At 35.9% G+C, this 14,791-nt stretch carries 20 protein-coding genes; all 20 read left to right on the top strand.

All coding sequences use genetic code 11. The annotated features are described in order from the left end of the window. The first annotated feature begins 47 nt into the window (after nt 1–47). The 20 genes from R2Q70_RS12395 to R2Q70_RS12490 all read left to right on the top strand — a co-directional run bounded on the left by R2Q70_RS12395 (nt 48) and on the right by R2Q70_RS12490 (nt 14,505). Nucleotides 48–344, top strand: coding sequence for a hypothetical protein (locus R2Q70_RS12395; protein ID WP_316807895.1), 297 nt, complete (start codon nt 48–50; stop codon nt 342–344). 17 nt (nt 345–361) lie between these two features. Beyond that, nucleotides 362–796 (top strand): hypothetical protein, encoded by a 435-nt coding sequence (locus R2Q70_RS12400; protein WP_316807896.1) that lies wholly within the window; start codon nt 362–364, stop codon nt 794–796. A 16-nt stretch (nt 797–812) separates the two neighbouring features. Continuing rightward, a complete protein-coding gene (locus R2Q70_RS12405; protein ID WP_316807897.1) occupies nt 813–1,388 on the top strand; it encodes a hypothetical protein in 576 nt (191 codons plus the stop codon). A gap of 12 nt (nt 1,389–1,400) precedes the next feature. Further along, entirely contained in the window at nt 1,401–1,709 is a 309-nt protein-coding gene (locus R2Q70_RS12410; RefSeq protein ID WP_316807898.1) for a hypothetical protein, read from the top strand. Nucleotides 1,710–1,713: 4 nt separating this feature from the next. Continuing rightward, complete coding sequence (locus R2Q70_RS12415) at nt 1,714–2,460, top strand: DUF2931 family protein (protein WP_316807899.1); 747 nt, start codon at nt 1,714–1,716, stop codon at nt 2,458–2,460. Nucleotides 2,461–2,509: 49 nt separating this feature from the next. Continuing rightward, nucleotides 2,510–3,022, top strand: coding sequence for a murein L,D-transpeptidase family protein (locus R2Q70_RS12420; protein WP_316807900.1), 513 nt, complete (start codon nt 2,510–2,512; stop codon nt 3,020–3,022). Nucleotides 3,023–3,026: 4 nt separating this feature from the next. Then, nucleotides 3,027–3,767: an XAC2610-related protein gene (locus R2Q70_RS12425; RefSeq protein ID WP_316807901.1), complete on the top strand. Its 741-nt coding sequence runs from the start codon at nt 3,027–3,029 to the stop codon at nt 3,765–3,767. Next, nucleotides 3,764–4,423, top strand: coding sequence for a hypothetical protein (locus tag R2Q70_RS12430; RefSeq protein WP_316807902.1), 660 nt, complete (start codon nt 3,764–3,766; stop codon nt 4,421–4,423). The genes R2Q70_RS12425 and R2Q70_RS12430 overlap by 4 nt, the downstream gene beginning before the upstream one ends. 148 nt (nt 4,424–4,571) lie before the next feature. Beyond that, nucleotides 4,572–4,934 (top strand): hypothetical protein, encoded by a 363-nt coding sequence (locus tag R2Q70_RS12435; protein ID WP_316807903.1) that lies wholly within the window; start codon nt 4,572–4,574, stop codon nt 4,932–4,934. Continuing rightward, the gene (locus R2Q70_RS12440) at nt 4,934–5,776 is read left to right on the top strand and encodes a toxin-antitoxin system YwqK family antitoxin (RefSeq protein WP_316807904.1); all 843 of its coding nucleotides are present in this window, start codon (nt 4,934–4,936) and stop codon (nt 5,774–5,776) included. Before R2Q70_RS12435 ends, R2Q70_RS12440 begins: the two co-directional genes overlap by 1 nt. Nucleotides 5,777–6,060: 284 nt before the next feature. Then, nucleotides 6,061–6,960, top strand: coding sequence for a DUF6694 family lipoprotein (locus R2Q70_RS12445; protein WP_316807905.1), 900 nt, complete (start codon nt 6,061–6,063; stop codon nt 6,958–6,960). 99 nt (nt 6,961–7,059) lie between these two features. Then, nucleotides 7,060–7,884, top strand: coding sequence for a hypothetical protein (locus tag R2Q70_RS12450; RefSeq protein ID WP_316807906.1), 825 nt, complete (start codon nt 7,060–7,062; stop codon nt 7,882–7,884). A gap of 2 nt (nt 7,885–7,886) precedes the next feature. Beyond that, nucleotides 7,887–8,957, top strand: a complete 1,071-nt coding sequence (locus R2Q70_RS12455) for a DUF6688 family protein (RefSeq protein ID WP_316807907.1) — start codon at nt 7,887–7,889, stop codon at nt 8,955–8,957. Between the two features lie 60 nt (nt 8,958–9,017). After that, the gene (locus R2Q70_RS12460; RefSeq protein ID WP_316807908.1) at nt 9,018–9,959 is read left to right on the top strand and encodes an XAC2610-related protein; all 942 of its coding nucleotides are present in this window, start codon (nt 9,018–9,020) and stop codon (nt 9,957–9,959) included. 131 nt (nt 9,960–10,090) lie between these two features. Beyond that, nucleotides 10,091–10,729: a hypothetical protein gene (locus tag R2Q70_RS12465; protein ID WP_316807909.1), complete on the top strand. Its 639-nt coding sequence runs from the start codon at nt 10,091–10,093 to the stop codon at nt 10,727–10,729. Nucleotides 10,730–10,776: 47 nt separating this feature from the next. Beyond that, nucleotides 10,777–11,361 carry a YcxB family protein gene (locus R2Q70_RS12470; protein ID WP_316807910.1) on the top strand — a complete coding sequence of 195 codons (585 nt, stop codon included), beginning with the start codon at nt 10,777–10,779 and terminating at the stop codon, nt 11,359–11,361. A gap of 29 nt (nt 11,362–11,390) precedes the next feature. Then, complete coding sequence (locus tag R2Q70_RS12475) at nt 11,391–12,209, top strand: hypothetical protein (protein ID WP_316807911.1); 819 nt, start codon at nt 11,391–11,393, stop codon at nt 12,207–12,209. 106 nt (nt 12,210–12,315) lie between these two features. Next, nucleotides 12,316–12,939 carry a hypothetical protein gene (locus tag R2Q70_RS12480; RefSeq protein ID WP_316807912.1) on the top strand — a complete coding sequence of 208 codons (624 nt, stop codon included), beginning with the start codon at nt 12,316–12,318 and terminating at the stop codon, nt 12,937–12,939. Nucleotides 12,940–13,192: 253 nt separating this feature from the next. Beyond that, nucleotides 13,193–13,948: a TonB family protein gene (locus R2Q70_RS12485; RefSeq protein ID WP_316807913.1), complete on the top strand. Its 756-nt coding sequence runs from the start codon at nt 13,193–13,195 to the stop codon at nt 13,946–13,948. Next, a complete protein-coding gene (locus R2Q70_RS12490) occupies nt 13,945–14,505 on the top strand; it encodes a hypothetical protein (RefSeq protein WP_316807914.1) in 561 nt (186 codons plus the stop codon). Before R2Q70_RS12485 ends, R2Q70_RS12490 begins: the two co-directional genes overlap by 4 nt. The last annotated feature ends 286 nt before the right edge of the window (nt 14,506–14,791 follow it).

Below are 14,791 nucleotides of genomic sequence, written 5' to 3' on the forward strand. Positions count from 1 at the left end.
ATGAATCTTCTAAAACCTAAGCATTCAATAAATGTATTTTTAATTAAATGAAGAGAGAATTGACAGAACGTTTTTTGCTCAGGCTGATGATTGGTGCCGTTCCTTTAGGTTTTTTTGTGGCTGCTTTATTTTCAAGGGGCGAAAGTGGAAACAGTGGCATGTCTGTTAATCTGGAAAAGTTTGTTCCAATGATTTTCTTTGTGGCCTGGGAAGCATTTTTAATCGTAGAAGCATTAATATTATTTGCAAAACAGCTCAATCGCAAAGGTTTAATCAGTACTTATGCCGCATGTTCACTCGGAGTGATATTTATCATCAGCCTGTATGTAAATCATCAATATTAACCATTTAGAATAGAATTATGAAAATCATACTAGCTTTATTCATCAGCCTTATAACCTTCACCAGCGCTAATGCTCAAGATATTAAAACAACTTTATACAGTGGTACCGTAAACAACCGGACAGTGCGTTTGTATTTAAAAGAGCGGGGCAACCAATGTGGTGGCTCCATGCTGAATATATATGAAGGCATCTACCAATACGGTAAAGGAAAAAACTGGATAGAACTTTCTGTATCTACCAATGGCAAGGGCAATTTCTGCCTAACAGAATATAATTTTTCGGGAGTGATGATACTGAAAAAAGATGGAAAAAGCCTGAATGGAGTATGGATAAGTCCGGATGGTAAAACACAGTTGAAAGTTTCATTAGCAGAAACAAATCTTTCAGTTAAAGAGAAAGAGATTATTGAGACCGATCTCGAACGAACACACTATGAGAACTACGATTGTTAATTAAAACGCCCTATTTATGAAAAAGTTAACATTGTTAAGTCTGATGATCATCGCTTTATTTGGATGCGACGGTGAATCTCAGGAGAAAATAAAAAATGAAGAAATGAAGGAGGTGGTTATTGCAGATAAAACAGCTATCGATTTGCTGCTAGGCGATAGCCCGAAAGATTTTTCGGTAAAAACCGCTGATGGGAGTTTATTCAAATCGGCAGATAATAAAGGGAAGTACTGGGTAATTTTTGTTTACCAAAATAGCTACTTAAAAAAATCAGACAGTTATGATTTGGTCGCAGAATTGAATGCCACGCATCAAAAGTTTGGTAAACATTTCCCGATGATTGGCATTGTAAATGGATTTTCTGATGATGCAGCCGCGATGACAAAAAGCATAATCGAAGCTAAATTCAATTTTCAACAAATTGATAATACCCAGGGGCCGGAAAAGGATCAGGTGATTAACGAAAATGTTTATTGCACACCTGCTAAAATTTTAATAAACCCTGAAGGAAAAGTAGTTTACAATGCTTGCGGTGGCAAAACGGAAACTTTCGAAGTGCTGCTAGACAGCTTAGTTAAGGCCAATAAAATGTAATTACATCACGATATGGAACATAAAGAATTGCAATTAAACAAACAGAAAAATAGCAATCTATCTATTTTGCTTATCATTGTTAATTTAGTTTTGCTACTCGTTTTTGCAAATATTGGTGACAACGCAAATGATCAGGGCATCATAAATTATTGCTATCTATCTTTCGGTGCAACGGTGTTATTGGGCCTTTATGTATTCAGTTATCATGGCAAGCGTTATCGGATAGCCAAATGGCTTTTTGCCGCTTCATTAATCATTAGTTTGCTATTAATAGGCTTATTGTGGTATGCCGCAGGCTTAGCCAGGGCATTTCAACATTAATATCATGAGGTTCAATTTAATCAACAAATTATACCTGGCCATTACTTTGATTTTGGTTGGGGCAATTGTTTTCAAAATTTTTAGTTACAAAGGTTGGGAGCGATATCACTATTTTTCAAGCGTTTGCGCACCAGAAAGTTATCCAATAGCGATCCATAACGCTTACTTTATTTTGGCTGATGGCGATTTGGGTTATATAAAAGATGAGGCTGTAGAAAATTATACCTCTAAATGGGGCGAAGCATACTATTTCGCTGAAAGCAACCGGCGGGAACGTTTACCCGTGCAACTGGTTTTGCAATATGTTTCTTGGAGGGATAAAAAATTTTACAGCGACATTTTAAATTTGCCTGAAAAAGAAATTGAACAGAGTTTTAATTCAGCCTTTCTAAACAAACAGGCAATAAAATTATACAACCCATCGGGAGATGTTAAAGGTCTTACTTTTTTGGTGGGCATTGCTAATAATGGAAACGTGGCGGTATGGTTGCGGGGTGTTTTTCTGGAAAAATTAATCTTGAAGCAAAAGTTAACTTCAAAAGAACCACAAGGCGATGAAACTTATTACGAAAAACGGTTATCAAAAGTCGATTACATAAAAAAACGTTTTGAAGACTTGCCGGATAGTGTGAAACTAAAACTCGATAGAGGGTGGGACATTAAAGCAAATTACATAGATACGCCAACGCACTACATTGATAAAAACAAGGAACTGTGGAAATACCAGAAGAAGAACGGCTATATCGAATAGTGTACGTTCTACACCAATAAAGACTTCAGATCTATTAAAAAATGAAAAAATGAAAAAGATATTGCTGCTAATGGTTCCAATATTGGTTGCTGCTTTGGTTTATAATGTCTATCCGGAAGCTAAACTTGCTACAACTGCACAGATAGATTCTTTGGTGGTTTTTAAATCACAACATAAGATGCTCGCATATCAGCAAGGAAAGTTCCTTAAAACTTATCAGGTTTCATTTGGAGACAACCCAACAGGACATAAAGAATTCGAAGGTGATGAGAAAACACCAGAAGGCATTTATACCATTAATGCAAAAAACGATAAAAGTGGCTACCATAAAAACTTAGGCGTTTCCTATCCGAATGCACAAGATATGATACATGCAAAATCAATAGGCAAATCACCAGGTGGCGATATTAAGATACACGGCTTGCGAAATGGTTTGGGTTTCATCAACAAATTTCAAAGGTGGTTTAACTGGACCAACGGATGCATTGCTTTAACAAATACAGAAGTTGATGAGTTGTATCAGTCGGTGGAAATCGGAACCAAGATTCAAATTAATCCGTGATTCGATGATGCGTAAAATAAAATTTTTAGCGTTGAAAAGTTTAGGTATGCTATCTTTTTTATTGTTGATATTTGGATGTAGTTCAGCACCGCAAAAACTACCAGTTTTAAAAACTGACACCTCGCTTAAACAGAGGAAAAAACAAGCAGGGAATGTGCATCAAGTTCTGCAGAATACAAGTGATAGCAAAATTTTCAATCAATGCGATCCAAATTGTGTTTGGCAGTATTACCATCCATTTTCGGACAGCACTTACGTAATTGCCATTCAAAACTATGATGAAGAATACATAGAAAAGGAAAAGAATGTACGTGTATATTTCGGGATAGATAGGGGATTGACAGATAAAATTATTTGGGCAGAAAATATTTTTGTTCAGCCAAACGGCGGTGAAACACTTAAATATGAAGATTTTGATGGCGATGGTGTTGAGGATTTACTTATTTTTAAAGAAACTGGCGCTCGCGGAAGTAACGAATATCATTATCTCTATCTGATCAATCCAAAAAAAAATCAGGTAACGAAAGTTCAGGGCTTTGATGAAGTGGTAAATCCAAGTTATGATCAAAAACATCAGGTGATCTTATCTTATGGGTATGCCGGGAAGAACTACTTCAGTGTGTATAAAATTTCCAATCACAAAGTTTTTCAGGTTGGCGAAAGTTTTGGAGATGATTTTGAAGGAGATGAAGATATATTAAATCGAAAAATCTTAACGATTTTAAAAAAAGAGAAAATAAAATGAAAAATAGCGTTTTTATACTGATGTTATTGGTTGCAGTGAGTTCTTGCAAGAACAAACCAGATCAGTCAACTCATGTATCAGATCTAGCTGCTAAAAATGATACATCAACATTGAGCAAAGCTACTACTGGTATCAGTGCAGAAAATAAAAGCAATACATCGTGGGTTGACGATTTGAAAGATTTTCGGCAGGCTTTGTACAGCAAAGATGTCGCTAAGCTAAAAACCTACTTTAGTTTTCCTGTCGGCGATGATAACTGGGGATATCCGGTTCAGTTTACAGCAGACGAGCTTAAAGAACGAAAAGCCAAATACACAAATCCCAGTTTATTGTACGAAAAAGACTTTGAACGCTACTATGACCAAATTTTCGATAAGGATCTGCTAAAATCTATCATGAAGCTAAAAACGGCAAGTCTTCTTCAAAAACATGAGGCAGAAACCCAGGAGTTTAATGAAGGCGATTTTAACTTCAAACTATTAGCAAACTGTTATGAGGAAGATAAAACCACACTTCACTTAAACCTTAGTTATACCAATAACGCCGTAGATGAAAATGGAGATCCGGTGAGTGAAGGAGAACACAATAAGATTTATGTGTTTGATATTCTTGACGGCAAAAAGCTGCGTTTTCAACGAATTGTATTTGCCGGATAATTGATCAGGTGAATTTAGCGCTGGCTATTATAGATTTAACAATATCTGGCAAACAATAACGAATAATAAATCAAAGCTGGCGAATAATAAAGGGTAAATTTTTGTGAGTGAAAAACCAATAAATTGGTATCATAAAACTTTATTATTTATGAAAAACATTAAAATCTTTTGTCTTTTATTTCTTGTGGGCGCTCTTCTTGCCTGTTCAAATTCACTGAAAAGTGATGGTGTAGATTATTTCTCCAAATCGGATATTAAAATTCCAAAATTTAGCGATGAAACCATAAACAATCATCTCAATGAATACAAAAACCTGTATAATTTAGTGCTTACCTCAGTTAACAGCAATGCAAAAGATAACGCACCTCAATTGAGTATTTCATTTTCCGATTGGGCCATCACTTCACTTAAAATTGAAGACAAATTAAAGGGGCAGGAGAAAAAGGATTACCTCGCCCTTTTGGATGTGTTGGCAAAAAAATGGAACGAACAGCGTGATAAATTATATTAATGATGAAACTGTTTAAAAGAACTTCCCAATTTTACCTCATCGTAACATTTAGTTTAATCGCAAGTTCGGTATTTGCCCAACTCCCCGAAGAAATTAAATGGAAACACCTCCAAAAAAATTATAGTTCAGATAGCAGCCAATTGGTATTGAGTTTAAATAACAAGCTTTTACAGGGAAAATACAAAATACCATTTGATGAAGGCGGTTTTGCACTTTACAATATCAAAGCGGGCGTAATTACGGGTGAGGCATTTTGGTATTCGCAGGGCGGAACCATGGAATGTAAACTTCATTATAAAAACGGTGTTCGCAACGGGATTAAAGAAAATTACGACAACCAGGGTAAAGTTTGGTTACGTCAGGATTATAAAGACGGCAAAAAAAATGGAGTCAGTGAGATGTTCAGCAACGGTAAACTGGTGAACAAATCAGTTTATAAATTAGATAAAAAACATGGCTTATCACAAACATTTTCTGGAGATCAGGTGCTAACTGAAACTTATTATGAAAACGATTTAAGAAATGGAACATCCAAAACCTATAGTTTGGATGGAAAACTAGCTACAGAAATCAATTATAAAGGTGATAAACGGGATGGTATTTATCGCGTTTATAACGATGGTCAAATCATGACCGAAACCAATTATAAAAATGATTTGCAGCATGGTTTATCCATAACTTATGCATTGGGTAAGAAAAACATGGATGCTGAGTTTTTAAATGGCAAACGTCATGGTGTTTCACATATGTACAAACCTGATGGAACCGTACTTTTTAAACATTATTATCTCAATGGAGAGAAAGTAAGTGAAGCGATTTATAACCAAGCTCAAAAGAAATAAATTAATCACGCTCTGTCAGGCTAATGGTTAATTTACTTTTTAAAAATCAATATGTGTGACGATTTAGGGCGGTCGTCATTGCGAGGGAGTATTTCACGACCGCGGCAATCTTTTCCTTAAAAATGAGATTGCTTCTCCCGATGAAGAATCGTGATCGCAATGACGAATGGCAATAAATAATAATAATCGAAGACTTATGTAAAAGCGTTTCGACTACACTCAAAACTTTCTCTATAAAACATCAATAATAAATCAATCTCTACGAATCGCATAACCACCAAACCATGAAAAACACCTATTCAACTTTAATACTTTTCCTTTGCATTTTACTACTATCTGCCTGTGGACCCAAAATCTCTGGCAAAGACGAGCAATCATTTAAAACTTCGAGAGCCAAAATGGAAGAAAAACTTGATAAAGCTGAAAAAGAAAATCTGGAGAAGGCTTTGCGCCTAATCGCAGTGAAAGCAATGAAAGAGAAATGGAATTCACCTGAGAAATATGAGGGCAAATCCTTTGATAAAATTTCAATGGAGATGATTGATGGAAAAAGCTATAGCGCCATCATCAGCTATGCTGAAGATTTTCTAGCTGTTGACAGAGATGAAAAGATTATTAAAAAAACAGCGGAGATTGATAGTTTAGAAAAAGATAAACTGAAGGTTGCCAAAATAACAAAGCAAATGGATGCTTTTAAATTAACTAAAATCTTCATAAGCGAAGACCAGTTTTTTTCTGATGATCCGAAATCGCCTTACTTAGACCTGGTTTTCACAAACACTTCTGCTGAAGATCTAATTGGCGAATACATGTTCAATATTGAAATTTACTCAAAAAAAACCGGTGAGAAAATAGCCGCTCAAGGCAGCGGAGGCACTTTTAACGATGATTATGCGATTAAACCGAATGAAACATATGATTATCATCAACCTTTGTTAAGCGAAGCTGCTCAACATTCTAACCTATGGAAAACTGCTAAATACCCAATTACAAACTTCGCACCATTTGATTTGGTAATTAAAGCTTATGCCCCTAAAATTACCACTAAAAAAGATGGGGTAATTGTCAGACCAAAAGTTGATGCGGCTTATTTCAATGCTGAAATAAAAAAGTTAAATGAAGAAATAAAAGAACTTAAAGACACAAAAGCAACTTTAGATGAATTGGAACTAACAAACGAATAATGATATTTAACCATAAGTGATGCTATTTAAAAAGCAAGCACATCATCATTATGAAAAGTTTTTGCATATAGCTTAACAACTTAAAATTGTTATTTAAAAATGAAAAAAATCAGCTTACTCATATGCGTTATATTCAGTTTGGCGAAAAATGCTTCAGGACAAAGTAAAGCCGATAGTTTGTACAAAAAAGCGGATGGACTTGCTCGCCAGGTTTACAGCATTGATAATCCGTACGAATATGAGCCGGTTAAAATTATTTATACGGATAGTATTAAACCAAAACCTTTTAATGAAGTTAAGCCAAGTTATGCAAAGCAGCTTTTTCAACTGCAAAAAGATAAGGTTGAAATACTGGGCGATGCCTTTACCGTTTTGTATAACGGTGTAAAAATAGAACTTTTTAAACCCGTTAACGATATCATTTCACTTTGTCCAGAACTGAAATTTGAGGCAACAGACAGTTTAAGATTTCGCTCTAAAAACGGTTTAGTTAGTCTTGCTACTGTAAATTACAGAAATGTAAAATACATTGTAGAAATCAGTGTGAATGATAGCAGATTAAACGACAGAAAAATAAAAAATTACGGAATTGTACTGGTTGATGGATTTCCGATAACGCATAATCAGGATCCAGTTAAAACTACTGTCGCTTTTAACGAAAAAGCGACTGATAAACCGCATCAGTTTTCCGGCTACGGCAGAAACAGGTCTTATGGCCTTCGTAAGCGTACAAATGATGAAAAATTGATGCTGATTGCCGGGTTGACTTATTCAAAAGGATACGCTGAAAAATTGCAGCAAAAAAACATAAATTATATATTTCAATGGGAAAATACCTGGGGAAGAAATATTTATACCATCAGTTTTTACATAGATGGCATTGATCCAGTTAAGAAATTAACTGAAGCCCCGAGCGCAAATTAAAAATGACAATATTCATCATTCTATTCTTAATTATTTGCCCGGTTATGGGTTACCTGTTTTACAAAATTTTAAGGCAAAACGTAAAACCCGTTATCGTCATCTGGGAATTTTCTTTCATTAGTGTTTTTATATTATCGGCCCTTTTATTTTGTTTGGTTTGGCTATTTAATGGCGATGATTATTATACTGCCATCGATATCGTAGATGGCGGGTATACACCGTTTTCATCCAAACATCTGCCAACGTTAATTGTATTTTTAGGCCTTTCCGTTTTTGGCTTAATCAAATTGTGGTACAAAGGCAGCGCACTACCGCCTTTGCTATTCTCACTATTTGTGGTTTTTGTCATTATTGGTATTCCAATCAGTGTGGCAGTTATCATGCAAACCAGTTCCAATACAGAACAAAGTGGCGAGACATTTTTATTTGCGATTTTGCCAATAGCTTATATTGTGACCAGTATTACTGTTTTAACCAAGGTGATCACCACCGAAGCAGTTGTGGCCAATACAAAAACCTATCGTAACAAATATTTAAACCTGCTGAACCAAAAGCTGGCCAATACGAAGCAGCAACCATTATTTATTGTTCTAATGCTTTTTCCCATTTTCGCGATAGTGGTGGTCATCTTAATGCTTTTTGGTCAGGATGTTAATTCGATCACAAAAGTATTTACAGAAACCACCACCTGGACATTTTCTCAAAAAACGCATCCACCATTTCTAGGGCATGAGGGGCATTATTTATGTACCGTTGCCGTTTGTGGAACGCCTGAAATTGTAAAGCCGCTTCGATTAGGTAAAAGACATGGACACGAAATTATAGTAAACAGGCAGTTGTTAATTGCAAATGCTTTCGAAGAATTGATACAGGAGAATGCTCCACAATTACACAAAGTGATTAGACATTTTTACGATAAATATGGTTATCCGCTATCGCGAAAAATTACGACAGCCAAAGCATCAAACGCAGTTTACATCTTAATGAAACCTTTAGAATATTTCTTTTTGATCGTGCTGTATTTGTTCAGCATCAATCCGGAAGAAAAAATTAACAGGCAATATGCGATTTAAAATCTTTGCATGCTGTCTCTATTGTTCAAACATTTCAAAAGCAAAATACTGACACTAATAATGAAAAAAACACTCCTCATACTATTGGCAACAATTTCCTTTTTTGAGCTAAAAGCTCAGGAGGCAAAAATTATTTCGGTTATCAATTTCACCGGTTCGATAGATAAATATCCCATAGAGATGAAGTTGGAAATCAATCAAAAGAGTGATAGCGTAGCTGGAGAATATTATTACAAGAAAAAGGGTGATGCTCAAAAAATCATACTTGAAGGAATGTTAACAGACGGCGTTTTAACTTTAAAAGAGAATACCTACAACACCTCGAAGCGCAAATATGAAACAACCGGAAATTTTAAACTGAACTATATCGATCAGGTTTCTTTGAATGGCAGCTGGCAAAAGCCGACAGTAAATGCATCTTACTTAACCGTCAAGTTGTCTGCCAGAGAGAATTTGAAGGCATTTGATCCATCAAATTACGTTTTTCAGTATACCCGAAATCGGGCTAAGTTAGATTACATTCCAGCCGATGCGCAATACTATTTCGACCTGATTTCTTTGAAGGTTTACATTAACAAGAGCATTCGTTGGGCATTCACAGACTTTAAAGATGTGTTTACGAAGGAAGCTGAAATTGTATTGCAGGATTTGAATTTTGATGGTTATTTAGATTTCAAAATCCCTATTTATTATCCTGGTTTAGCCAAGGGTGATTATTCTTTTCGATATTTCATCTACCATCCTGAGAAAAGAGGCTTTATCCAAAGCAAACAATTGAACGAAATGGGTGTGATATTTTTTGATGCGGTTAAAAAGGAAGCTCAAACCATTGAAGCGGATGGAAGTGGGAATGAGGGGACGAAATATTTCCGCTGGCAAAATGGAAAGCTTTTTCTGGTAAAAGAAGAACGCATTTATGAAAACGACAGTTACACTCACTATACCTATTATAAAATTGAAAACGGAAAATCTATTCTTGTTAAAACAGAAAAGAAAAAGTAAGGAGCATTGGTAGTTGACGTTGCGAATAATAACAGTATAGATTCAGATTTACAGCCAGCCTAAACGAATAATAACTCTTCCATGAATTAATTTCGAAGAAATGTATCTTCATTCTCATTAAATTAACGAGAATGGAAAATAACAATAAATTAAACATTGGCGAGAGAATTAAAGCTGTAGCCATCACATTTATCGGTGCTGGTATTTTTAGTCAGGGTACTTTTTACTTTAAAAAACAAGCAAGCTATAATGTACCACGAATTTTATACCCCATATTTGAACTGTTAGGAAATGTAGGTTTAGCGGTAGCCATGGTCATTTTAGGTTTAGGCTTAGCTTATTGGGGGTTTACGAAATGGAAAAATACATCGGGCAAAGCTGGCGTATTTGGTTTAATTGCTGTTGCATCATTCGCCGTGTTTTTCTCAATTTTATTTTTTACAGGTAAAAAAGCAACACCCGAAGAGCTTGCTCAAAAGAGTGAAGAGAGAAGGGCAAAAGGAATTGAACAAATTCAGTCGGCTGAGCAACCAGATTTCGACAACCCTGAAATTGATGCTCATTTTGCAGCTTTTGAGAAACTGTTAACCGAATATAAAACGGCATACAAAAATGAAAATAAGCATGAAATAATCGCAAAGGAAAGTGCTTATTTGGAATGGAATAAAAATTCCGCAGATTTAATTCAGAAGTTATCATCATCAGAGGAGAAACAACAATTTGGCTTGTATCTGGCTAATTTATCAATAAAGTGGCAGGAGGTAAAGTAGACCATAGCTTACCCTGATGTTACTTTGTACTTATTCAACCACATCCAATGCAAATTACCTTAAATTATACCTACAATCAAGATCAACTTAAAAGAGCCTATCGTTTCAATGTTTTTCCTACACCGAAGGCGAAATTTTTTTTGTTTTTTTTTAGCTGTGTAATTTTTGGTGTAGGAGGTGTATATTGGCTTTGGAAACCAGCATCAATTAGCCCACTGCTTTTAACCGCATTAAAAAATATGATGCTGGCAGCTTGTTTAATCTGGGTTTCTGTTTTACTTGCAGTTGCGCTCAACTATTTCTATCTGCCTGTTTATGCCTTTGAAAAGAGTCCGTTTTTTAAGGGCGATTTTACGGTTAGCCTGACAACTGAAGGCCTCGCTTACCATCAGCGAATACTGGAGGAAAATAACAAGCGTGAGACAGATGGTTTTGTAAAATGGACAGCATTCACCAAAAAAGCTGAAAACGACGAGTTTATTGTTTTGTACATCGGCAGAAAACATTCCATTATCCCTAAAACGTCGTTTCAAACAACAGCTGAGTTAGAAAATTTCAGATGGTTTTTGATGGAACAAAAACGCATCAAAACTAAAAAGTTCAATGGAAAAGAGATCTGGAACAATTCTTAATTTGTTCAATGCTTAACAATAAACCAAGTATGAAACTATTCAAAATCTGCATTTTACTGCTTGCCCTGGCTACCAGTTGCGATGCAAAACCAAAGCCAATAAAAGGGACTCAAAACCAAATGAAAAATGTCGTTAATTTCGATGGCGGCACCAAAACCATTCACGTTTTTGTAGCACTTTGCGATAACAGATACCAGGGTATAGTGCCTGTGCCAAAAGCAATTGGCAACGGACAAGATCCGGCAAATAATTTGTATTGGGGTTGTGCATATGGCATTAAAAGTTATTTCAAAAAAAGTAAAGAATGGAAGTTATTGAAAACGCAGAAGCTCGATAAAATAAGGATGGAGCGTTTGGTATTTAAACACATCAGCAAAAATTATTACCTCGTTGCCGATGCTTATGATGGTCAATACATCAAAAAAACAACAACCGATTTTTTATATAGCGCAGCCGGACAATTAAAAGATACCATCAAAATCGACAAAGCTACGATTGGCATAAATGGAAATGCGAAGATGGTAGCATATATTGGTCATGATGGTTTAATGGACTTTCAGTTGAATGAGAGTTTTAGCAATACAGATGGTAAACAGCGTGACGCAATTATTCTGGCCTGCATCAGCAAAAAATATTTTGCGCCACATTTGGCACAGGCTAAAGCAAATCCAATTGTATGGAGTACCGGATTGATGGCACCTGAGGCCTATGTTCTACATAATGCATTGAGCAGTTACGTAAGTGGAGGAACAGCTGAACAGGCTCGCAGCAAAGCCGCATTGGCCTACAGCAAATTCCAGAGGTGTAGCCAAAAAGCGGCGAGAAATTTATTAGTTACCGGATATTAACTGCACCTTACTACAAATTATAATTTCAAATACAGGAATACAAAACTGTTTAGCAAGACACATAACAAGCAAGAATATTTTGTACAACAGTAAAAGTTTCAAATTGATGAAAAACATAACCAGTTACTTGTTATTCGGGCTTATTGCATTGAGCTATGCATGCAATAACAACAGCAAAACTAGTCCACAGCTTGCCGATACAAGCGTTTCGAATACCCTCGTTGCGGCTAAAATCGATACCTCTTTTGTTGACACTGTAAGTAAAAAACATGATGTAAAAGATGAAATTGAGGTGGTATATGCAGATAGCATTGATTTCGAAAAATATGAAGTCGGTCCTCAAATAAAAATGGATAATGCACCAATCGACTGGAGTAGTTATCCTGAAGCCAGGGATTTTAGAACGCGGATAACTGAAGCTTACAAAAACAGCGAAGTGAATTTTGGCGGTCATTATGTAACCTCAATATTTGGTTGCGGTGCAAGTTGCATTATGGGCTTTATGGTAGATGTAAGAGATGGTAAAATTTACGATTTGCCTTTGGGCGAAGAAAACTCTTGCCTTTTTGCAGAAGAAAGGGCACTGTACAACTGGATGAGCCGTCTTTTTATTGCGGGGGTTTGCAAAGAAAACTTTGAAGACAAAAAAGTTTATTACATGGCTTATTTATGGGATGAAGATAAGAAGGAATTCGAAAAAATTGAAGCTACAGCTTTTTTAAAGAGATAATAGGGTAATGGGTTTCTTGATGCTTTAATAGTAGCAAATTCAATTGTTTTTTATACTTGATACTATTGAGCAGGCTGATTCATCGGGATAACTCGGATGGCAGCGCTATCGTAATTGATAAAATATTTGCTTTGGTTTTCTAATCAAATAATAACCCAGTTATAACGGATGGGAAGTTTTACTTAGCGAATAATAAAGCCGAGAAAATACCTGCTGTTAATACATTAGTTTTAATTATCTATTTAAAACTAACATGGAAATAAAGAGAAAAATTAAATTACTTTTTGCTTTGCTGGCACTTTCATCGTCCATTTATGCCCAAGGCCGAACGCCAGATTTTGTCTTTAAACTTGAGAACACCGATTACTTTATGATACTAAGTAAAGGCAATGCCAAGGCTAAAAATGATTCCGTTTTTTACAATTTATATAGGCTCGGCAAAACACAAAGGATTGGTAAAGAGATTAAACATATTGTAAACAGAAGTACGGGCGATACGGTGAAAAGTGGAAGTTACGAAGTGATTAAAAATCAGATTTTTTTCTATCAAAAAGATAAAAATAAAGCGACTTTTTTGCGACTTTACACACAAAACGCAAAAGGATTACTTTCGGTGCAAACAGGTGTTTCTACTTTTGTTGCACCTACAAACTCAGCGCCAATTGAGCCATTGCCGCCTTATGATAGCTCTGCGCATCCTGATCGGGTAGATATTCCAGCAGAGTTTCCTGGCGGGATAAACAAAGCGAGGCAGTTTTTGGCCAACAATATACAATACCCAGATGAGGCTGTTGAAGAGGGCGTAAACGGAACGGTGCAAGCTAAGTTTACAATTGAGGCTGATGGTTCTATCTCCAACATCGAAATTATAAAAAAACTGGGTTATGGTTGTGATGAAGAGGTAATTCGTGTTTTAAAGCGAATGCCGAAATGGACCCCTGCAAAGGTTAAGGGTAAATTTGTGAGGTCGAATTATCGAATGCCGGTGAGTTTTAGAACAACGGAATGATGACGACAAGAAAAATTTTTAAAATTATAGGAATTTTTATCGCAGTGATTATCGCTTTGATTTTGCTGTTAGTTGCTTTTGTTTGGGGCAGTGTGGAGTGGAACAGCTATAGCAAAAAGAAAGAAGCCATTCGCATGCAAAAAGAAGTGTGTGACACGATAAAAACAGTAGATGGAAATTTTCCAATATGGCTTGATGGCTTTGATAAAAAAGAGCTCAAAGAAATACATTTTTATCTTCAACAAGGAAAATTATTGACAAAGGACGCTGTAGTTGGTAGCGTACTTGATAAAGCCAATAAAGAGAGCCAAATTGTAAACTTACCATTTGATAAATTCAATGTTGATGATAAGATAATTGTCTTTATAAGCAAACGCTACTATGTATTATCGGGGTTTAGTTATACTGCAGGTTACAATTACGGCATGTTCGGCCCCGTTGGTCCATGCGAATGCAGAGGTGGTGGTTACGAGAAAATAAACGGGAAAAAAGATTTTGGCTCCGGAACTTTAATAAAGAAGTATGGTTTGATAAATTATCAATTACCACCGAGATAAAACTAACATGATTAATAGCGATGTAGAAAGTTTGAAGCTTATTTTCGGGTAAATGAGAGCGAAAAGCTTTCGGCTAAGGTAGTTCCGCTATTGCCCATAGTCCTTACTTCACGAGAAATCGGGACAGGCCGTGCCTCGCACTGAAGGAAAAATGCACAACCTTGAAAAATAGCCCCGACATAAGCGGAAATACTTTTGTTGTACAAAACATTAAAATTTATACCAACAACCACAAAAGATTATAGCGTTGGCGGGAAGAAATTTAAATAGTATCACAGGCATTGCG

The organism is Pedobacter agri (genome assembly GCF_032678665.1).
Lineage (GTDB): Bacteria > Bacteroidota > Bacteroidia > Sphingobacteriales > Sphingobacteriaceae > Pedobacter > Pedobacter agri_A.